Genomic DNA, 21,072 nt, shown 5'->3' on the forward strand with positions numbered 1-21,072 from the left:
CCCACTAAAATATGGAACTACGGTTTGTTAGTTTGATTATACCCTATTTATCGCGACGTAATATCTCTTTTGTCTCTTCAAATTCACGTTCAATCTCTGGATTTGGTTTATATGTCATCAGACTGACAATAATCACAACAACGAATGCCGAGAAGAAACCTGGTACGATTTCATAAAGCATTCCATGAAGTTCTTTATTTTGTCCCCATACATAAGCAACAACTGCTCCGACAACCATACCTGATAGAGCACCCCAACGTGTGATTTTCTTCCAGAATAATGTTAAAAGAATGACTGGACCGAATGCTGAGCCGAAACCAGCCCATGCAAATGCAACTAATTCTAAAATTGTATTATCTTGATCCCATGCACCCCATAATGCAAATAGTGATACGACTAAAACAGCTAGTCGTCCCATAAATACATAGTGCTTATCTGACGCACTTTTATTAAATACTGCTTTGTAGATATCTTCAACTAATGCTGAAGATGTAACGATTAATTGAGAGGCAATCGTACTCATAATCGCAGCTAGAATTGCGGCTAACATAATACCTGCTACGAATGGATGGAATAGAATTTGTCCTAACGCGATAAATACCGTTTCAGGATTTTTCAATGTTAAACCATGTTGTTGATAGTAAGCAATGCCGACTAATGCTGTCGTCATCGCACCGAATAAACTTAATATCATCCAGCCGATACCAATGCGACGTGCTTGTTTTGTTTCTTTTACACTTGAAATCGCCATAAAACGCACGATGATGTGTGGTTGACCGAAGTAACCTAATCCCCAAGCTAATGAAGAAATGACACCTGCTGTCGTAGCAGTCGCAAAGAAGCTTAAGTAATCTGGATTAACCTCTTTAATCGACGTTACTGTTTCACCAATGCCTCCTGTTACAAATACACCGACAATTGGTACGGTAACTAGAGCTAAAAACATAATTAAACCTTGAATAAAGTCTGTATAACTTACGGCTAAAAATCCACCGAATAATGTATAAGCAACTACGACACCAGCTACTAGTAATAAACCTGAATGATAGCTATAACCGAATGAACTTTCAAAGAATACACCGCCGGATACCATACCTGACGATACATAAAATGTAAAGAATACTAAAATAATAAGTCCTGAAGCAATACGTAATAATTTAGATGAATCTTTTAGACGGTTATCTAAGTAACTCGGAATCGTAATCGAGTTATTCGATACTTGTGTATATACACGTAGACGTGGTGCAACTAATAACCAGTTCAAATATGCACCGACTGTTAAACCTACTGCAATCCAGCCTTCTACTAATCCAGAAGCATATACCGCCCCTGGTAACCCCATTAATAACCAACCTGACATATCAGATGCCCCTGCACTTAGTGCTGTTACAGCAGGTCCAAGTGAACGACCACCTAACATATAATCGGTTAAGTTACTCGTCTTTCTAAACGAGTACCAGCCAATTGCAAGCATCGCAACCATGTAAAGAATAATCGCCAATAATTGATATGTATTATCTGTCATATCATTTCCCCCTTATGTAAGAATTAGGTTTCCCTTTGTATAATAACCATTAAATGGGTATTATTGTGATGTATAAAAATCATACCATAAAGAATCTAAAATGTATATTATACGTACGAAATTTCTCGTTCAAACGTATAAATAACTATTTTAAAGAAACATTTCAGTTTTTCTATATTGACTATCTAATGAACTATGCTAAAATTTAGCTTATACTTCAATGCGTTGAAGCAAAAAAGTAGAACATGATACATTTACATAGATTTTTATAGGAGGTCACACTATGTTTCGTATTCAAGCTAAAATCGCTCCTTCTGTATTAGAAGCCCTCCTTCTAATTTTAGGTATTATTGCGATTATGAGTGCATCTATTATTAAGTTTGGTGCATTTCCACATATTCCGATTTTAATTTCCATTTTGTTATTACTTATTTATGGTGCATTTAAACGTATTTCATTTAAAGATTTAGAACTCGGTATGATGAACGGCGCACGTGCTGGATTAGGCGCTATTTTTATTTTCTTCTTTATCGGAATTTTGATTAGCGCACTGATGATGGGAGGTACAATTCCTTCATTAATCTACGTCGGTTTCTTAACAATCTCACCACACTTCTTTTTCGCGATTGTCTTTTTAATTGCTTGTGTAGTCGGTGTAGCAGTCGGTAGTTCACTCACCACAACCGCTACAGTTGGTGTAGCATTCATCGGTATGGCTTCTGCTATGGATTTATCATTAGCGATTACAGCAGGTGCTATTGTCTCAGGTGCTTTCTTCGGAGATAAGATGTCACCATTATCTGATACAACGAACTTGTCATCTTCTATTATGCAAGTTGATTTATTCGATCATATTAAAAATATGGCTTGGACTACTATTCCAGCCCTTGTTATTTCAACCATTTTGTTTGCAATTTTGTCGCCAACGAAAGAATTGAAACAGACGGAAGCAATCGACCAATTCAAAGAAGCATTATTAAAAACAGATTTAATTCATTGGTATGCTTTTATTCCTGTCGCACTACTTGTCATCATGGCATTTAAAAAAGTACCTGCCATTCCAACATTAGCGATTACATCATTCGTTGCAATCATTATTGGGCTGTTTATTCATCCTTATACAGCTACTGAAGTGATGTCTATTCTATACGATGGCTTCAAATCTACTACAGGTTTAAAAGAGATTGATTCCTTACTAACACGTGGTGGTTTAGTCAGTATGTTCTCAACAATCGGTTTAGTATTACTTGCGCTATCAATGGGTGGATTACTCTTCACACTAGGTATCATTCAAGCGATTCTATTAAAAGTTGAACATTTATTACGTCGTCCACGCTCAGTAATTGCTGGAGCTGCTGGTACAGCAATCGGTATTAATACATTGATTGGTGAACAATATTTATCGATTCTATTAACAAGTGAAGCATTCCAAGATCAATTTAAAAAAGCAGGACTTCATAGTAAAAACTTAGCACGTGTAGTAGAAGATGCTGGTACGGTTGTAAATCCACTCGTTCCATGGAGTGTTTGCGGTATTTTTATTACAACTGTTTTAGCTGTTCCAACAACTGAATACTTCCCATTCGCTTTCTTCTGCTTATTATCACCGATTTTAACCGTTCTATTCGGTTTTACAGGCAAAACATTAACGTATTTAAAGTCAGACGAATCATAAGCGACTGTCATACTCCTTCTATTAAAAATGTGTTAAACTTACCCATAGTTTAAACGCATATAAAGTAGAAGGAGTTTTTATATGGAATTTCAAGAAATGTTAGAGCGTGTAACGACTTTACTAACAACCGAACAACTTATTTCTGCAACGATTAGTCAACCGCGTCAAAAATCAAATGAAGTAAAGCGCGTAAAGTTAAAACCGATTGCACTCAAAGGAATTTATCACATTCAATTCGAATATCAATACGAACGTATTTTAAAACACGAGAATGTAACACTAGACCAAGTAGCTGAAAAAGTCACACAGCTATTTGAAGATTTTAGACAGCTACAAGGTGAGTTCAAAGAAGAAGCGATTCAAATTCAATTATCAAAAAAGAATAAAGTACTTTTCAAAACGAATAAACAACAAAGTACAAAACAAGTGAACCTATCACATAATCGTAAAAAACAATATATTTTAGATCCTGATGTCCCACATCCATTCCTTATACGACTTGGTGTACAAACAAAGGAAGGTAAAGTCAAAAAACAAAAATACGATAAGTTCAAGCAAATTAATCGCTTTATTGAATTTATCGATGATTCACTTGAACACTTACCAAAAGATCGCACGATTCGTATTTTAGATTTTGGTTCAGGTAAATCCTACCTGACATTTGCGTTATATTACTATTTACGCGAAATGAAAGGCTTAGATTTACGTGTGACAGGTCTCGACCTAAAAAAAGAAGTCATTGAACACTGTGCTGAAATTGCACGCGATCTTCAATACGACCAACTTGAATTTTTAGTTGGTGATATTAATGACTATAATGATGAGAATGCAGTCGACATGGTCGTTACGCTTCATGCATGTGATGTTGCAACAGATATGGCATTATCGCGCGCGGTCAAATGGAACGCAAGCGTAATTTTAAGTGTTCCTTGTTGCCAACATGAGCTGAACCGACAACTCGACGCTTCTCCACTCGATATCATGTTGCAACATGGTTTAGTGAAGGAACGTTTTGCTGCACTTGCCACAGACTCCATTCGAGCTGAAATTCTTCAACTTGTCGGCTATGAAGCACAGTTACTCGAATTTATCGATATGGAAAACACACCTAAAAACATTCTCATTCGCGCTTATAAAACAGGTGAAAAACCGACTGAAGAACAACGTGCGCGTTACGATGCTTTCACGCAATTTTTACATGCAAAACCGTTCTTAGAAAATGAATTAAAAGATTATTTATAAACGACTCGCACACCTATTTTCCAAGCGAAAATATGGTGTGTTTTTTCTATTTCACACACGCTTTCTTCCTATTTATTTATTTTGAAAGGATTTTCGAAAAACTTCTATAATTCTTCACTTTTTCGTGATACACTTTTTGAGAAATTTCTTAAAACATTCTTCTCTCTTTTTATTTATTGAAAAAGTATTGACTTTCAACTGATAATGATTATCATTGTTAGTAATAAATAACGAATCGAAAGAAGGATCATAATGAAATCAAAATCAATTTTAGCTACTATTCTTTTAGCAGGAACAGTATTAACAGCAGCATGCGGAAACACAGAAGATGCAAAAAAAGAGGATGCAACAGGTAAAACAGCTGAGCAACCTAAAACAGAGCAAGTTCAACTTGATCAAGAAGTTGCTGCTTACAAAGAATTTGCAATTGATCAATTAGACAAATTCACATCTTCTACTGAAGATTTTGTAAACGCTGTAAAAGCTGGTGATATGAAAAAAGCAAAAGAAATTTATCCAGTAGCTCGTATGTATTTTGAACGTTCAGAGCCAATTGCTGAAAGCTTTGGTGATTTAGATCCACGTATTGATGCACGTCTAGCTGATGTAAAAGATGAAGGTAAGGGCGAAGAAGATTGGTCTGGTTACCACAAGTTAGAGCGCGCATTATGGGTAGAAAAAACAACTAAAGGCTATGAAAAAGTTGCCGATCAATTATTAGCCGATTCAAAAGAATTACACGCACGTGTTGAAACAGTTGAAGTAACACCAAAACTAATGGTCAACGGTGCGGTTGATTTATTAAATGAAGTATCAACATCAAAAATTACAGGTGAAGAAGAAATCTATTCTCATACTGACTTATATGACTTTAAAGCCAATATCGAAGGTGCAGAAAAAATCTTCACAATCTTAGAAAAGAAAATTCAAGATAAAGACCCTGCACTTGCTGAAAATCTAACAAAACAATTTAAAAACGTAAACGATTTATTAGCAAAACATGAAACAAAAGATGGTGGTTTTGTATCTTACACAAAATTGAAAAAAGAAGATACACAAGCCCTTTCTCTAGCTGTTAATCAACTTGGCGAGCCATTAGCTCAAATGGGAACAATCTTGGAGTGATTTAAATGACCGAAGAAAAAAAAGATAATTTGTTTGAAAAGAAAATCTCACGTCGTCAAATGTTAAAAATGACAGGTGTAGGCGCAGCAGGTGTAGCCATCGGTGCTTCAGGTATGGGTGGTATTCTCTCTGCATTTGGTAGAAATAATGCAGTTGAAGAAGACAAGACAAACGTAAAAAATAAAGTAAAGTTTTATGGAAAAAATCAATCAGGTATTATGACGCCTTCACAAACAAATATTTATTTTGCTTCGTTAACTGTTCTTGTGAAAACAAAAGCAGAATTAGCCCAATTATTTAAAGATTGGACACCTGCTGCTGTAAAACTAATGAATGGCGAAACAGTTGGTGATGTCACAAACATCATGGTACCTCCTGCAGATACAGGTGAAGCGGTTGGTCTTGATGCGAAGAACCTAACACTGACATTCGGTGTAGGTCCATCGCTATTTAAAAAATTCGATTTTGGTGATCAAAAACCAAAAGAATTAAAAGACTTACCACACTTCCCAAAAGATCAGTTACAAGAAGAATATTCTGGTGGCGATATTTGCATTCAAGCATGTGCAGATGATCCACAAGTAGCCTTCCATGCAGTGCGTAACTTAGTTCGTATCGCAACAGGTCGAGTTTCACTAAAATGGTCGCAAGCTGGATTCAATGCCATTCCAATGAAGAATGGCAAACCTGAAACACCACGTAATCTATTTGCATTCAAAGATGGTACAGAAAACCCTCGTGATGCGGCAGACGCAGATCGTGTTGTATTTATCCAATCAGGTGAATCAAAATCATGGCTTACAGGTGGTACATACCTTGTGGCACGTAAAGTTCAAATGCACTTAGAAACATGGGATCGTACAGCGCTTGATGAACAAGAAGCAACATTTGGACGTCATCGTGATACAGGGGCGCCACTTGGTAAAACAAGTGAATTCGAAGCGATGGAAATTGATCGCAAAGATAAAAATGGTGAAAATGTAGTCCCTGAAACATCACATGTCTTTTTAGCAAAGAAAGCAAATGTGCGCTTATTACGTCGCTCTTATTCATATGCTTCTGGTGTTATGGACTCAACAGGGACACATGATGCAGGCTTATTATTCATTTCGTTCCAAAAAGATCCGAATCAGTTCATTAAGATTCAAAATAGTTTAGGTCGTATGGATAAAATGAATGAATATATTACCCATCGAGGCAGTGCTCTATTCGCTTGCTTCCCTGGTGTGAAAAAAGGGAGTTTTATCGGTGAAGCACTTTTTAACACGCTTTAGTTCAATCTTATTAATCTTTTTATTACTAGCAGGCTCTTACACAAAGCCTGCTTTTGCAGAACCTGCTAATAACTATAGTCATCTATTCATTTCAATTAGTGATGCCATCACGAATTCGAAACAAGGAAATGATGAAAAAGCAAAAGAAGCCATTGCCACATTCAAAAAAGACTGGGAAGCTTCTAATCGTAAAGATTCAAAAGCAGCAACTGAGGTAAATAATGCGCTTGCTGCAGCTGAAAAAGCGAAAAATAAAGAAGAGCGTCTCGCTGCATTAACAGCTCTTTCAACAGGGATTACAAATCTTGAAACAGAAGAAAATCCCGTAGATGAAAAATCAGAGCGCCAAGACGTATTAATGGCGATGACACCTGCTTTGAATCAATTAGAACGTGCGATTCAATCAAAGAATGTCGAAACTGCCTTAACAGGTTATAAAACATTCAATGCTTTTTGGACAAAGAATGAAAAACCAGTTCGTCAATTTGATATGACGGCATATGGTGAGATTGAAGTACAAATGTCGCTACTTCGCTTAGAATTAGAAGGTGACAATCCAAACTTTGATTCACTACAAAATACATTTAATACATTAAAACAAGACGTAACAGACTTTGCGAATGGTAAAGAAGTTGGTGCTGTAAAAAAAGGCTATTCACTTAAAACCTTAACTGATTTAATTGATGAAGCAAATGATTACATAGACCAAAAAGAATACTCAAAAGCTTCTGCCACGATTACAGAATTCATTAAAGTATGGCCTAATGTCGAAAGTGATATTAGTACAAAAAATGCAGGTCTGTACACAAAAATTGAAAGTGATATGCCCATCATTGCTGGTAAACTAACAAAATCATCGGTGGATGCAGATGCACTAAAAAAACAATTAACAGACTTTAAACAACAAATCCAATTAGTTGATGGTGATCAAAACTATACGATGTGGGACGCTGCATTAATTCTTCTACGTGAAGGTTTAGAAGCACTATTAATTATTTTAGCGCTTGTTGCATTCTTGAAAAAATCAAATCAAGAACATATGGCAAAATGGATTTATATCGGTGCTGGCGCTGGTATTGGCTTGAGTGCCGTGGCAGCCATCTTAATGTCTACACTGTTCAACTCTGATTCGATTGCATCAAGTCGTGAAATGATTGAAGGTTACGTTGGGCTTGCAGCAGCCGCTATGATGATTGGTGTCGGTGTCTGGATGCATAGTAAATCAAATATCAAAGCATGGAACGCTTATATTTCAAAACAAATGAATCATGCCATGTCAAAACAATCGGTATTCGCAATGGCAGCAATTAGTTTCTTGTCCGTATTCCGAGAAGGTGCGGAAACATTAATTTTCTATGCAGGAATCGCACCAAAAATGGCAACAAGTCAATTCGCTCTTGGTATTGCCGTAGCCATCGCAATTCTAGCAGTAGTCGCATTCTTCTTATTAAAAGTGAGTGCGAAAATTCCTGTACACCGTTTCTTCGCTGTAGCGACTGTACTCATCTACTTACTCGCATTTAAAATTATCGGTGTTAGTATTCATACACTTCAATTAACAGACCGTATGAGTACGAACATCATTTCAGGTTTACCTGTCTATCCGAATATCGGGTTCTATCCGACGTGGGAAACCATCATTGGACAACTTATTTTAATCGTACTGGTGATTGGTACAATCATCTATAAACGAAAAAATGAAAAGTAATATAAAAAATGAGATTCTTAATTGAATCTCATTTTTTTAATGCATATTTTTCTTCTATATAAGCATTTAAATCATTCATTTGGCTCCTGGATGGATGTGTTCTCGTTACACAATAGAAAAGACGATGATACGTATAATGTTCATCATATGGAATGTCTGGTACAAGCGAATCTTTCGATAAAATAGTGAGACCTTCTCCCTGCTTTAATAATTCTACAATTAAGGCATTTGAATTCACTTTTAAAATCGGTAAATAGACGTTTTGTTCTTCTAAAAAACGTTGATTGTAATAATAAATACCCGACTCTGCTTCCCTCATCAGCCACTGTTTCGCGTCCTTTTTCCCCGCTAACACTAGCTCATCTTCAAAGATTGGAAAACGTCGAAATGTTTCATGCATAAGTGGTTTTTCAATTAAGCCAATATGCGCCTCATGCTGTTCCATCTGCTTCATCACATCGTCTGAATTCATCTGCTTCAATTCAAAAATAATATTCGGAAAAGCATCTTGTAAATCACGATATATACGCGGCATATAATTCGTGGCACATGTATTGGAACATGCAATAACACATACTTCCTTCTTCTCTTTAATATGCTGTAGTTGCTCTAATACATGATCCCATTCGTCACGTAAATTTAATAGCTGGCGATATAAATAGTCTGCTTCTTCTGTCGGGATGACTTCTTTCGGTCCTTGTCGAATAAATAGCGTAACATGTAGTTCTTCTTCAAGCTTTTTTAGTTGGACAGAAACTGTTGGTTGCGAAATGAATAATGCATTCGCGACTTCTGAAAAATTCCGTAATTTATATGCCTGCATAAAAATTGTAAAACGCTGAAACATATTTTCCACTCCTATTATTAATTTTTGTAATAATTATGATTTTAATAATTTATTTTTATTATAATATATTTCAATTTATAATATAGGTATCAACTAAGAAAGAGATGATTCGATGTCATTCATCAAAAAAATTCCGATTCCAATGGCTGGTCTCATTTTAGCGATTGTATCACTTGGAAACTTTATGTTACAACGCCAATTCGACTTAGTGGGGCATATCTTCGTATGGATCGCTATTCTACTAACTGCATTCCTTACACTACGCGTTGTAATGGACTTCCAATCAATTAAACAAGAATTAAAAAATCCAATGATTGCAGCTGTTGCACCAACATTTACAATGGCAACATTCGGTATTGCTGCATACATTCATCAATTTGAAAATTTTATCTTATTAGCTAATGTTCTATGGTATGGTGCGATTGTGTTACATCTCGGTTTTATGGCACACTTCACTTATCACTTTGTCATTAAACATGATTTAACATTACAGAGCTTATACCCTAGCTGGTTCATCACGTATATTGGAATTGGCGTTATTACATTCACATCGCCAACATTCAATTTATTAATCGGTCAAATCTTCTTCGTACTAGCGATTATTAATTACGTCGTACTCGTACCACTGATGATTTACCGTTTGATTAAAACACATTACAATGAGCTTGCTGCTATGCCACTTCTAACAATCTTAACTGCACCTACATCACTATGTTTAGCTGGCTATTTAGCAATTACAGATGTACCGAATACAACTATTGTAGCTAGTAGTTTAATCGTTAGTCAGATTCTATTCTTTTTCGCACTGTATTTCTTACACAATATTTTCAAACTAGCCTTCTATCCAAGCTTTGCAGCATTCACATTCCCTCTTGTGATTACAGGGATTGCAACAACACTTGCACATGATGTTCTACAATGGCCTTACTTCCAATTTGTCGCTTATACAGAAGTGGCTATCGCTATTGTCATTACAGGGATTGTGTTTGTGCGCTACCTTGCTTTCTTATTCATTCAAAAGAAAGAAGCACCTGTTGCAAAGACTGTTAAAAAAGAAATTGAAATTTAATGAAATATTTAGAGTTTACAATGAAAAACTGGAACCGCGCCACAGCGTGATTCCAGTTTTTTTATGTCTATATGAAATAGTATTTTTCACACTTATATACTATTTTGTACAGTTATCTTCACTATGTTTTGTAGTTGTTGTAATATATTCGGTTTCATCATTTTGTACTATTTCTTTTTCACAAAACTGTTGTACTTCTTTGCCCTTTTTCATGACACCATAGTAATACGTTATATTCGGTTCATCTTTAAAAATTACTTTATACTGTCCTTGATAAAAATCGTCATGTGAAGCTTCTTTTGGTTCTACATAAACTTGTTCATGTAAATCTTTTTCTGTGTAACCTTGCTGTTCTAAATGATTCGGGACATGTTTTTCTACTATGTATTTTGTATAAGGGTTGCCGTTATTCAACACAAAAATAAATAGCAGTGGTACAACAATGATACAAATTCCAATTATAATTGCTAACGTATAAAATAACTTTTTCATATAAATCCCCTCCTTTTCTATAAAATAACATATTTACACAAAAAGAAACGCATAGATGAAAAGAATCGTGCTTTTCACCTATACGCTTTTTTAGTTATTTAATCATCTTACTTGGAACAACCCATTCGTTGAATTGTTCTTCTGTTAATAGACCACTTTGAATCGCAGCTTCTTTTAAAGTTAAGCCTTCTTTGTGCGCTAACTTCGCAATTTTCGCTGCATTTTCATAGCCAATATGAGGATTTAAAGCTGTTACAAGCATTAGTGAATTGTTTAAGAAATGTTCTAGCTTATCTTCATTCGCCGTAATCCCTACTAAACAATGCTCATTAAAGCTACGAATTGCATCTGATAATAGTTCAACAGACTGCATGAAGTTGTGTAAAATCACTGGCTTAAAGACATTCAATTCAAAGTTACCTTGTGAAGCCGCAAAGCCAATTGTCACATCATTCCCCATTACTTGTACGGCTACCATTGTGACAGCTTCACATTGAGTTGGGTTGACTTTACCTGGCATGATTGAAGAACCTGGTTCATTTTCTGGAATCGAGATTTCACCAAAACCTGAACGTGGACCAGACGCTAACCAACGTACATCATTCGCAATTTTCATTAAGTCTGCTGCTAACGCTTTCATCGCACCATGTGTCGTTGTAATTTGATCGTGTGATGTAAGTGCATGGAATTTATTTGGAGAAGGAACAAAATCAAGACCTGTTTGTTTTGAAATTTCAGCGACTACTTTTTCATCGAATCCTTCTGGTGCATTTAATCCCGTACCAACTGCTGTACCGCCAATCGCTAATTCGCGCATATGTTGTGCGGCTTCTCGAATCATCTTTTCAGACGCTTCAACCATATACAACCAACCACTTACTTCTTGTCCTAATGTAAGAGGTGTCGCGTCTTGTAGATGTGTACGACCGATTTTAATTAAGTGCATAAATTCTTCTGATTTCGCTTGTAGTGTTGCTTTAATTTGCGCTAAAGCAGGTAATAAATTATGTTCAACAGCTAGAGAAGTTGCGATATGCATCGCTGTTGGGAAAGAGTCATTTGAAGATTGAGATTTATTAACATCATCATTTGGATGTAGACGTTCTTCTACACCTTTTTCAGCTAGATATTCATTACCGATATGTGCAATGACTTCATTCACATTCATGTTCGTCTGTGTACCTGAACCTGTTTGATAAATAACAAGAGGGAATTGGTTGTCATATTTACCTGCAATGATTTCATCTGCTGCAAAAGTGATAGCTTCAGCTTTCGCTTCTGAAAGTGTTCCTAAATCAACACAAACTTTTGCGACTGATTTTTTCAAAATCGCATATGCATGTATAAAAGTAATTGGCATGCGGTCTGAACCGATGCGGAAATTTTCTGTACTTCTTTGCGTTTGAGCGCCCCATTTACTATTTGCTGGGACTTTGATTTCTCCCATAGAATCATGTTCAATACGATATTCCATATTGTTCATCTCCATTTCTTCAATCTGTACTACTCTTTTATCATAACGCTTTTAAGAAGTTTTATCTTGCCATTTGCTTGAAGTAAGTCGAAATGGAACGCAAACTAGTTTTTAACTTACTTTTTGTAACCTTTATAGATTTTTGCCTACTTTTATATAAACTCTTCCTATTTAAATAAACAACTGTTTCTTGAATATGCACCACATCAATCTATAAGCCGTATTTCCCTAAATATGTATGTTACAAGATTGTAAATTTTATTAAGATTAATTGCTTTTTTTATACGGTATTCGTTTTGAATTTGTTATTATTATAGTTGCGTTTAAAAACTTATATGGTTGTTTCAAACTAGGAGGATTTACATGTTCAGCTCAAAAAAAGAAGATCCATTCTTTGCCGCACTTTATCAAATTGCTGAAAACCTAAATGCTGCATCACACTATGCAGACGATTTTCGCATCACAAGCATCGCTGATTTAAAGGAACTTAGCGTTACACTGAAAAAATACGAAACAGATGGTGATAAACTGATTCATCAGTTAATCCAAATGTTAAATAAATCATTTATGACGCCAATCGAACGTGAAGATATTTTAGAGTTAGCCGTTCGTATGGATGATATTTTAGATGGAATTGAAGGATGTATTGCACACTTTGAGATGTTCTCGTTAACAGAAGTAGATGACTACATGCGTGATTTCTTAAAGTACATCACACTTAGCACAGATGAAATTGTCGCTGCGATGAAACATTTATTAAATCGTAAATTGTTAAACATGCGTGAACACGCAATTGTTATTAAAGACTACGAACGTAAATGTGACGAGGTATTACGTACATCAATCAAACAATTATTCTCACATGAAAAAGATCCAATTCGTATTACACAATTCAAAGATATTTACGAACAACTTGAAGAAGTAGCTGACTACTGCCAAAACGTAGCCAATGCGATGGATACAATTATCATGCGTAACGCATAGGAGATGTCGAAATGGATACTGTATTTCTATTAACAATCGTCGTCGTCATCGCTGCACTTACGTTCGACTTTATCAATGGCTTTCATGATACTGCAAATGCCATTGCTACAGCCGTTTCTACGCGTGCATTATCGCCTAGAGTGGCTGTAACAATGGCTGCTATAATGAACTTTGTCGGTGCAATCACTTTTACAGGTGTGGCAACTGCAATCGCTAAAGACATTGTAGACCCATTTGCTTTAAATCATGGTGTCGTTATCATTTTAGCAGCATTACTTTCCGCGATTATTTGGAACTTAGCAACGTGGTACTTTGGTATCCCTTCTAGTTCATCGCATGCTTTAATTGGCTCACTTGCAGGTGCTGCTGTCATCGCTGGTGGTATGGGCGTTATTAATTTTGAAGGTTTCCTTACAATTATTAAGGCGTTAATTCTATCACCATTCATGGCAATTATTTTAGGATTTTTAATGATGTCTCTATTCAAGGTCATCTTTAAAAATCGTAACTTGTATCGCTCAAATAAACGTTTCCGTCATGTACAGATTGCGACTGCTGCACTTCAGTCTTTCTCACACGGAACAAATGATGCACAAAAATCAATGGGGATTATCGCTCTTGCCTTAATGTCTGGTGGCTATTTATCAGCAGATGCTGGCGTACCAATGTGGGTACGAATTGCTGCAGCAACTGCGATGGGGCTTGGTACATCAATTGGTGGTTATAAAATCATCAAAACAGTTGGTGGTAAGATCATGAAGATTCGTCCAGTAAACGGCGTAGCAGCTGATTTATCTTCTGCTTTAATCATTTTCGGTGCAACACAAATTCATTTACCGGTTTCGACAACACATGTCATTTCATCTTCTATTATGGGTGTAGGTACAGCGCAAAATGTCAAAGGCGTTAAATGGGGTGTGGCGCGAAATATCGTCATTACATGGATTATTACACTGCCAATTTCAGCAGCACTTGGTGCATTAATCTTCCTATTTTTCAATCTATTCTTATAAAAGTCTACTCACAAAGAAATTGCGCGATGGCGTGATTTCTTTTTTTGTTGCGAGCACTCGACTTATTTTGTTCCGTACTTTTTCTGTTTACCAAATAATTCTCGAAAATACATCTATTCCTTTTAATCTTCTAAAACGGTAAAAAAGTGATTTCTTTTATTCGTATTCCTTTTTGAAATTTTGTAAACTGAAAGCAAAGTATGTTAGAAAGGGTGTCACCATGGTTCGCTACTCACAATTTATTACGAAACATGCGAAAAGTATTGTCGCTCTCTGGGTGATTTTCATCGTCATCAGTGCTTTCTTCGCAGTCAAAATTCCCGATTATTTAAAGGGTGACGGCTTCAAAGTAGATGCTGAACATCAAGCTGTCATGAAAGAACTAAACAAAAATTTTGATGTACCTGCTGATTCTATTCTTGTTGTTTTTAACGATGTATCTGATAAGAAAATTAAAAGTACATTGGATGAATTAAAAAAAGAAGAGCCTGAAATTGACTCCATCATTTCACCTCTCAAAGAAAAAGATCAATATTCTAAAAACCTGTCGTATGCAGTTTTAAACTTTGATGAAAGTTCTCAAGATTTAGGTCCTGTGGTAGAACATGTTCGTAATCTCACAAAAGATGACAAAAATATTGAATATACAGGTGGACCTGTCATTTCAAAAGATATGAATGAAGCGAGTCAAAAAGACTTAATGCAAGCAGAATTAATCGGTTTACCAATCGCAGTCATTGTTCTACTATTAGCATTCGGTTCTGTTGTCGCTTCGATTCTTCCTATTTTAATCGGGATTTCTACGATTATCGTGACATTCTTTGCAATGGTAATTATCGGTGATTCTATTTCGCTGTCCGTCTACATTTTAAATATTATTCCAATGCTCGGACTTGCCTTAAGCATCGACTTCTCGCTACTCTTCATTAATCGTTATCGAGAAGAAAGACAACGAACATCTGTCGAGCATGCTGTTCAAATCGCGATTCAAACAGCGGGTAAATCCATTATCTTCTCTGCTATTTGTGTCATGATTGGTCTAGCTGCGATTAGTGTTATTCGCGTCGAACTATTTGAAAATATCGCATTGGGTGGTTCAGTTGTTGTATTCTTCGCTGTTTTTACAGCTCTGACATTATCTCCAGCAATTTTAACACTACTAGGTGATCGTCTAAACAAGTGGACAATTATTCGTGTGAAACCAACTGCTACCTCACGTTGGCATGCTTTCGCTTCAACAGTTATGAAGCGACCTGTACTCGTTGTCATCGCATCACTTGCAGTACTTGTGCTTATGATGATTCCGATTAAGGATATTAAACTAACAATTCCACAAATTGATGCACTACCAAAAACATATGATGCACGTGTCGCATATGAAAAATTAGATAAAGAGTTTAAATTAGATAGCCAATCAACTGTTTATGCCTTAGTTGAACGTAAAGATGGCTGGGATAACGATGGTGGTCGTAAAGAGATTCTTTCACTTCAGAAAAAACTCGAGAAAGACTCACTCGTAAAAGATGTAAAAACTGCATTCACAACAGCAGATATTAAAACGGTAAAAGAATGGAATCAAGCTAGTCAAATCCCACAGGCGAAAACGAGTCTAGAAAAAGCACAGGATGCTTTCATCCATAAAGATCAATTAATGATTCCAATTACATTAAATGTAGCGGGTGATTCTTCTGAAGCACAACAATGGGCGCGTGATTGGTCAAAACCAAACTTTAAATTAGCCGGTGCGCCGAAATATAATCAAGAAATCTTCGATGAAATTTCAGATCATGTTGTTGAAGCAGGCCTCATTATTATCGTGACGACGTTCATTATTCTTTTAATCGCTTTCCGCTCGATTATTATCCCTTTAAAAGCGATTATTATGAATATCTTTGGACTAACTGCTGCATTCGGTTTACTCGTATATATCTTCCAATACGGTCACTTTGGATTAGATGCAGGTAGTATTGTTTTAATCATTCCTGTCATTACATTCTGTCTTGTATTCGGATTGAGTATGGACTATGAAGTATTTTTAATTTCTCGTATTCAAGAAGAATATGAAAAAGGAAGTAGTAACGCGAAAGCTACAATTGATGGTTTAACGCAAACAAGTAAAATCATCACATCTGCAGCACTCATTATGATTGTATTAACAGGTTCGTTTGCATTTACAGATATTATGCCTGTGAAACAAATTGGTGTTGCGATTGCGATTGCTATCGCAATTGATGCTACAATCATACGTCTTCTTCTTGTACCAAGTTTAATGAAGTTATTCGGGGATTGGAACTGGTGGTTACCATTCCGTAAAAACAAAAGAAATGCAAAATAATTAAAACGAGCCTGGAATAAAACATGTCATCTTCCCTTTTTAGAGTTCGCAACGAAAAACTGGAACCGCGCCACAGCGCGATTCCAGTTTTTCTTATGCTCATGTGGAATGTGTTTTTTACACTTATGTCCCAGGCTCGTTTATTTATTGAATCATTTTAAAAAGAACGCTCTACCCATTCTTTTGCAGCTTGTACTTCATCCATTGTTAATTGATGACCGTATTGATGCCAATACATTTTTACATCCGCTCCTGCGTCCTCTAAATAGTCTTTTAAGCCCGTTGATTGCTCAATTGGACACATCTGATCGTTTTCTCCTGCTGTAATAAATACACGCAGCCCTGTAAGGTCTGGTAACGTCACATCTTCACGTGGAATCATTGGATGATGTAAAATTGCGCCTTTTACGACTTTTCCTACTTGGAAAAATAGGTTCGCAGCAATATTCGCCCCATTTGAATAGCCGATCGCAATGACATTGTCACGATCAAAATCATACTCTTTCGCTGCTTCATCAATAAACGCTGCTAATTCTTTTGTACGTAGTTCTAAATTATCTAAATCAAAAACACCCATTCCTAGACGTTTGAAAAAGCGCGGCATACCATTCTCTACTTCGCTGCCTCGTACACCAAGTAATGATGCTTCTGGATTCATCTCTCGTCCTAAACCAAGTAAATCTTTTTCATTACCACCTGTTCCATGTAGTAATAAAAATGTTGGGGCTTGTTCATTTGATCCTTTTATAAATATATGTTCCATTTAAATCCCCCCTCTTCATAATTATCTCGAATTCAAGATAATTATATAAAAAAAGAGCAAGTTCGTCAATGAACTCGCTCCTTCTTCTATTATTTCTCTTTTTTAAAGCCTTCTTCACGTAGATACTGTTCTGCATCTTCTTTCGTTCCAAAGCTTTCTTCTAAGTTGAATGCATGGTACACATTCCAAAATGGTTCTTCATGTACAAGAAGTAATTGGTCATTTTTATTGTTCTTCCAGCTTTCTTCAATGACAACTTCTTCTTTCGGTTCATCTACTTCTGATAAATACATAATTGCATCTTCGATTACTTCAACTAATTGTGTTTCATCAAAGTCACGAATGTTCACAAGACCACGATCATCTGCATCATAAGCAAGTAAATCCCCTACATAGACAAAGCCATTACCATTCGGATGTAACTTCTCTACAACAATTTTCTTCTCGTAGCGACTACCTTCAAAATGATAGTTCAAGCGATTCATTGAAATCGGTTTTTCCGTTAATTCTGGAAAGCGACGGATAACCTCTTTTTTTTCTTCAAATGTTAGCATAATAAACTCCTTTAAAATCAGTTGTTATTAAGTATAACACTCCTTATATTTCTTTGGTGACGGCTTTCCGAATTTCTAATCGACGCGCATAAATATTTTTGATAATTGCCTTCATAACTGCATAGAAAGGTACACCTAACAGAATACCGAGGAAACCAGCGATATTTCCTGCTGCTAAAATAATCGTAATAACTGTTAATGGATGAATATCTAATGTTTTCCCCATTACATTCGGCGTAATCAAGTTACCATCAATTTGTTGCGCAACAAGTGTCACAACACATACCCATAATGCTTGAATTGGACTATCTAGAAAACCAATTACAAGTGCCGGAATAAAGGCAATCCATGGTCCAATGAATGGAATGATATTCATAAAGAATGCGAAAATCACTAATAATAATGCATAGTCTAAACCAATGATTAAATAACCAATGAACATCATGAGCGCAAGTAAGAAACTAATTAATAACTGACCTTGAATGTAGCTACGTAGCACTTCATTCACATCTGCAATCGTCTTCTTAACCCACTCACGGCGACTACCTGTAAACAAATTATAAATACGCGGTGCAAATTTCTCATGATCTTTTAGCATATAGCCAAAGAAGAATGGAATTAAAATCAGAACAAATGCCCAGGCAACGACTTTTGAAATCACATCAAGTACAAATTTACTCGTTGATAGTGCATAATCCTTAATTCCATTAATCGCTCCATCAATCGATTTTTGAACTTGTTCTGGTAAATGCTCACGTTGGTTCACGACATATTTCGACCACTTTGTTACTTCGTCGATGAATCCTGGTAATGCAGCTAAGAAGTTATTCAGCTGAGTAGCAATTAATGGCCATACATATGATACAAAGATTGCCACTAATCCAATCAGTAGTAAGAAGATACTGAGAATACTCGACCAACGCGGAAATTTCTTTTTCTCTAAAAAACGTTGTAGCGGTTCCGTAATGTAGAACAAAACCCCACCAATTAATAAAGGTGTAAAAATCGCACTTAGAATAACAGCGATTGGATAGAAGATATGTTTAATCTCCATAAAATACTTAATAATTAATAATGTTAAAAGGAGTCCAATACCTGCTTGGAACCACACTTTTTTCGTCAACGTACATCACTCCATTTCTTGTACATATTATAGAATATTTCCACAGAATAGGAAAATCTAACATCAAAAAAATGAGAAATCGTTTTATTTACGATTTCCCATCTCATTTATTTATAATTTCGTATCATCAACATTATCTAAATATGCTTTAATCGCTACTACAACATCTTCTAAACATCCTGCTTCAAATGGAGACGTTAAATGAGCTGCCTCAACTAGCTTTGTGAAAGACTTTGAACCGCCTAAGCGACACAGTGCTAAATAATCTTTCCATGCTGCTTGATAATCCTCTCGTGAACGTTTCCAGAATTGGAATGCACATACTTGCGCTAATGTATAATCGATGTAATAGAATGGACTTGCAAAAATATGACCTTGGCGTTGCCAGAAGCCACCCTTCTCTAAATACGCATCGCCATCATAATCACGATGTGGTAAATATTTCTTCTCGATTTCGCGCCATGCAGCTTTACGCTCGTCAGGTGTCATCTCTGGATTCTCGTACACAACATGTTGGAATTCATCGACAGATACACCATATGGCAAGAACATTAATCCACTTTCAAGATGTGAGAATTTATATTTCTCTGTGTCTTCTTTGAAGAATAGCTCCATCCAAGGCCATGTGAAGAATTCCATACTCATCGAATGAATTTCTGCTGATTCAGAAGTCGGCCATAAATACTCTGGAATACCAATATGACGACTTGAATATACTTGGAATGCATGACCTGCTTCATGTGTTAAAACATCAATATCTCCTGATGTTCCATTAAAGTTAGAGAAAATAAATGGTGACTCATAATCTTCGATGAATGTGCAGTAACCGCCACCTTGCTTTCCTTTTTTCGCAACTAGGTCCATTAAGTTACGCTCTTGCATGTAACGGAAGAATTCATTCGTTTGCGGTGACAGTTCTTTATACATTTGTGCACCTTGTGCAACAATCCATTCAGCATCACCTTTTGGTGTTGGATTTCCTGTCGCATATGTGAATGCTTCATCACAGAATTTTAATGTATCAACACCAATTCTTTTACGCTGACGTTCACGTAATTCCGTCACATATGGTACGACAACATCTCGAATTTGATCGCGATATCCTTTTATCATCTCTGCATTATAGTCGACGCGGTTCATACGGACATAGCCTAACTCCACATAGTTTTTATAGCCTAACTTAACTGCCTGTGCATGACGATTTTTTACTAATTCATCATAGATGCGATCAAACTCTGCTTCATGTTTTGCGAAGAATGATGAACTTGCATCGCGTGCTACTTTACGCGTTGCACGATCTTTTGATTCAGCAAATGGTGCAAGTTGTGCCAATGTATATGTTTCACCTTGAAACTCAATTTGAGCCGAAGCAATTAAGTTTGAATACTCCGTACTTAGTTTATTTTCTTGTTGCATCAGTTCAATGACTTCTTTTGAAAAACCTTTTAATACATAATCAGCTAAAGAAAAGAGCTGTGAACCATACTTCTCTTCTAATTCTTTACGGAATTTCGAATTGACTAACGCTTCATAACAAGCTGTTTGCACTTCTTGTAGAATTGGACCGTTTTCATCTAAAAATTCACGCTCTTTACGGTAATATGTATCGTTCGTGTCGATTGAAGAACGAATATATGCGATATTATCCATTGTTCCGTAGTGATTGCGAATAACATTGATTTCATCCAGTACTTGTTCCTGTTCTTCTACTGTTGAAGCTTCTTTAAACTTTGTTACAAGTTGCATTAAATCTTTTTTCATTTCTTCAATATCTGGTCGTGCATATTGATACTCATCAAATGTAATTGTCATGTCTGTTCCTCTTTTCTATTCTTTTCGATTTTCGAAATATTTATTATATTATTCAAT

Annotated in this window: 17 protein-coding genes; 9 read left to right on the forward strand and 8 right to left on the reverse strand. The window is 36.1% G+C overall.

Translation table 11 applies throughout. The annotated features are described in order from the left end of the window. Window positions 1-43 precede the first annotated feature (43 nt). Window positions 44-1,525 (reverse strand): sodium/proline symporter PutP, encoded by a 1,482-nt coding sequence (putP, locus tag MHB75_RS11270; protein WP_340997764.1) that lies wholly within the window; start codon window positions 1,523-1,525, stop codon window positions 44-46. A gap of 283 nt (window positions 1,526-1,808) precedes the next feature. On the opposite strand from putP, the gene nhaC reads away from it, so the two are divergent. The 5 genes from nhaC to MHB75_RS11295 all read left to right on the forward strand — a co-directional run bounded on the left by nhaC (window position 1,809) and on the right by MHB75_RS11295 (window position 8,549). After that, complete coding sequence (nhaC, locus tag MHB75_RS11275) at window positions 1,809-3,200, forward strand: Na+/H+ antiporter NhaC (RefSeq protein WP_340997766.1); 1,392 nt, start codon at window positions 1,809-1,811, stop codon at window positions 3,198-3,200. Between the two features lie 81 nt (window positions 3,201-3,281). Continuing rightward, entirely contained in the window at window positions 3,282-4,442 is a 1,161-nt protein-coding gene (locus MHB75_RS11280; protein WP_340997768.1) for a class I SAM-dependent methyltransferase, read from the forward strand. Window positions 4,443-4,694: 252 nt separating this feature from the next. Next, window positions 4,695-5,567 carry an iron uptake system protein EfeO gene (gene efeO, locus MHB75_RS11285; RefSeq protein ID WP_340997769.1) on the forward strand — a complete coding sequence of 291 codons (873 nt, stop codon included), beginning with the start codon at window positions 4,695-4,697 and terminating at the stop codon, window positions 5,565-5,567. Between the two features lie 5 nt (window positions 5,568-5,572). Beyond that, complete coding sequence (gene efeB / locus MHB75_RS11290; RefSeq protein ID WP_068450469.1) at window positions 5,573-6,841, forward strand: iron uptake transporter deferrochelatase/peroxidase subunit; 1,269 nt, start codon at window positions 5,573-5,575, stop codon at window positions 6,839-6,841. Beyond that, window positions 6,816-8,549 carry an FTR1 family iron permease gene (locus MHB75_RS11295; protein WP_340997773.1) on the forward strand — a complete coding sequence of 578 codons (1,734 nt, stop codon included), beginning with the start codon at window positions 6,816-6,818 and terminating at the stop codon, window positions 8,547-8,549. The genes efeB and MHB75_RS11295 overlap by 26 nt, the downstream gene beginning before the upstream one ends. 28 nt (window positions 8,550-8,577) lie before the next feature. On the opposite strand, the gene MHB75_RS11300 is transcribed toward MHB75_RS11295, so the two are convergent. Continuing rightward, window positions 8,578-9,396 (reverse strand): LysR family transcriptional regulator, encoded by an 819-nt coding sequence (locus MHB75_RS11300; protein WP_340997774.1) that lies wholly within the window; start codon window positions 9,394-9,396, stop codon window positions 8,578-8,580. Between the two features lie 112 nt (window positions 9,397-9,508). On the opposite strand from MHB75_RS11300, the gene MHB75_RS11305 reads away from it, so the two are divergent. Then, the gene (locus MHB75_RS11305) at window positions 9,509-10,465 is read left to right on the forward strand and encodes a TDT family transporter (protein ID WP_340997777.1); all 957 of its coding nucleotides are present in this window, start codon (window positions 9,509-9,511) and stop codon (window positions 10,463-10,465) included. A 99-nt stretch (window positions 10,466-10,564) separates the two neighbouring features. Here the strand turns inward: MHB75_RS11305 and MHB75_RS11310 are convergent, their stop codons facing one another. Beyond that, entirely contained in the window at window positions 10,565-10,957 is a 393-nt protein-coding gene (locus MHB75_RS11310) for a DUF3139 domain-containing protein (RefSeq protein WP_141274577.1), read from the reverse strand. Window positions 10,958-11,051: 94 nt separating this feature from the next. Continuing rightward, on the reverse strand, window positions 11,052-12,431 hold the full coding sequence (fumC, locus tag MHB75_RS11315) for a class II fumarate hydratase (protein ID WP_340997779.1): 1,380 nt from the start codon (window positions 12,429-12,431) through the stop codon (window positions 11,052-11,054). 363 nt (window positions 12,432-12,794) lie between these two features. On the opposite strand from fumC, the gene MHB75_RS11320 reads away from it, so the two are divergent. The 3 genes from MHB75_RS11320 to MHB75_RS11330 all read left to right on the forward strand — a co-directional run bounded on the left by MHB75_RS11320 (window position 12,795) and on the right by MHB75_RS11330 (window position 16,763). Then, on the forward strand, window positions 12,795-13,415 hold the full coding sequence (locus MHB75_RS11320) for a DUF47 domain-containing protein (RefSeq protein ID WP_068450458.1): 621 nt from the start codon (window positions 12,795-12,797) through the stop codon (window positions 13,413-13,415). Between the two features lie 11 nt (window positions 13,416-13,426). Continuing rightward, entirely contained in the window at window positions 13,427-14,428 is a 1,002-nt protein-coding gene (locus MHB75_RS11325) for an inorganic phosphate transporter (protein WP_340997781.1), read from the forward strand. A gap of 220 nt (window positions 14,429-14,648) precedes the next feature. Continuing rightward, a complete protein-coding gene (locus MHB75_RS11330) occupies window positions 14,649-16,763 on the forward strand; it encodes an MMPL family transporter (RefSeq protein ID WP_340997782.1) in 2,115 nt (704 codons plus the stop codon). 157 nt (window positions 16,764-16,920) lie between these two features. On the opposite strand, the gene MHB75_RS11335 is transcribed toward MHB75_RS11330, so the two are convergent. The 4 genes from MHB75_RS11335 to MHB75_RS11350 all read right to left on the reverse strand — a co-directional run bounded on the left by MHB75_RS11335 (window position 16,921) and on the right by MHB75_RS11350 (window position 21,015). After that, window positions 16,921-17,526 (reverse strand): alpha/beta hydrolase, encoded by a 606-nt coding sequence (locus MHB75_RS11335; RefSeq protein ID WP_340997783.1) that lies wholly within the window; start codon window positions 17,524-17,526, stop codon window positions 16,921-16,923. Window positions 17,527-17,615: 89 nt separating this feature from the next. Then, on the reverse strand, window positions 17,616-18,080 hold the full coding sequence (locus MHB75_RS11340) for a hypothetical protein (protein WP_340997785.1): 465 nt from the start codon (window positions 18,078-18,080) through the stop codon (window positions 17,616-17,618). Window positions 18,081-18,123: 43 nt separating this feature from the next. After that, entirely contained in the window at window positions 18,124-19,203 is a 1,080-nt protein-coding gene (locus tag MHB75_RS11345) for an AI-2E family transporter (RefSeq protein ID WP_068450451.1), read from the reverse strand. Between the two features lie 111 nt (window positions 19,204-19,314). Further along, window positions 19,315-21,015, reverse strand: a complete 1,701-nt coding sequence (locus MHB75_RS11350) for a M3 family oligoendopeptidase (RefSeq protein WP_340997787.1) — start codon at window positions 21,013-21,015, stop codon at window positions 19,315-19,317. Window positions 21,016-21,072: the final 57 nt, after the last annotated feature.

Origin of the sequence: Kurthia sp. FSL E2-0154 (assembly GCF_038003625.1) — a bacterium.
Taxonomy (GTDB): Bacteria; Bacillota; Bacilli; order Bacillales_A; family Planococcaceae; genus Kurthia; species Kurthia gibsonii.

Coding starts and splice junctions, on each gene's coding strand:
- putP (WP_340997764.1), bottom strand. CDS start 1,525: ATGACAGATAATACATATCAATTATTGGCGATTATTCTTTACATGGTT.
- nhaC (WP_340997766.1), top strand. CDS start 1,809: ATGTTTCGTATTCAAGCTAAAATCGCTCCTTCTGTATTAGAAGCCCTC.
- MHB75_RS11280 (WP_340997768.1), top strand. CDS start 3,282: ATGGAATTTCAAGAAATGTTAGAGCGTGTAACGACTTTACTAACAACC.
- efeO (WP_340997769.1), top strand. CDS start 4,695: ATGAAATCAAAATCAATTTTAGCTACTATTCTTTTAGCAGGAACAGTA.
- efeB (WP_068450469.1), top strand. CDS start 5,573: ATGACCGAAGAAAAAAAAGATAATTTGTTTGAAAAGAAAATCTCACGT.
- MHB75_RS11300 (WP_340997774.1), bottom strand. CDS start 9,396: ATGTTTCAGCGTTTTACAATTTTTATGCAGGCATATAAATTACGGAAT.
- MHB75_RS11305 (WP_340997777.1), top strand. CDS start 9,509: ATGTCATTCATCAAAAAAATTCCGATTCCAATGGCTGGTCTCATTTTA.
- MHB75_RS11310 (WP_141274577.1), bottom strand. CDS start 10,957: ATGAAAAAGTTATTTTATACGTTAGCAATTATAATTGGAATTTGTATC.
- fumC (WP_340997779.1), bottom strand. CDS start 12,431: ATGGAATATCGTATTGAACATGATTCTATGGGAGAAATCAAAGTCCCA.
- MHB75_RS11320 (WP_068450458.1), top strand. CDS start 12,795: ATGTTCAGCTCAAAAAAAGAAGATCCATTCTTTGCCGCACTTTATCAA.
- MHB75_RS11325 (WP_340997781.1), top strand. CDS start 13,427: ATGGATACTGTATTTCTATTAACAATCGTCGTCGTCATCGCTGCACTT.
- MHB75_RS11330 (WP_340997782.1), top strand. CDS start 14,649: ATGGTTCGCTACTCACAATTTATTACGAAACATGCGAAAAGTATTGTC.
- MHB75_RS11335 (WP_340997783.1), bottom strand. CDS start 17,526: ATGGAACATATATTTATAAAAGGATCAAATGAACAAGCCCCAACATTT.
- MHB75_RS11340 (WP_340997785.1), bottom strand. CDS start 18,080: ATGCTAACATTTGAAGAAAAAAAAGAGGTTATCCGTCGCTTTCCAGAA.
- MHB75_RS11350 (WP_340997787.1), bottom strand. CDS start 21,015: ATGACAATTACATTTGATGAGTATCAATATGCACGACCAGATATTGAA.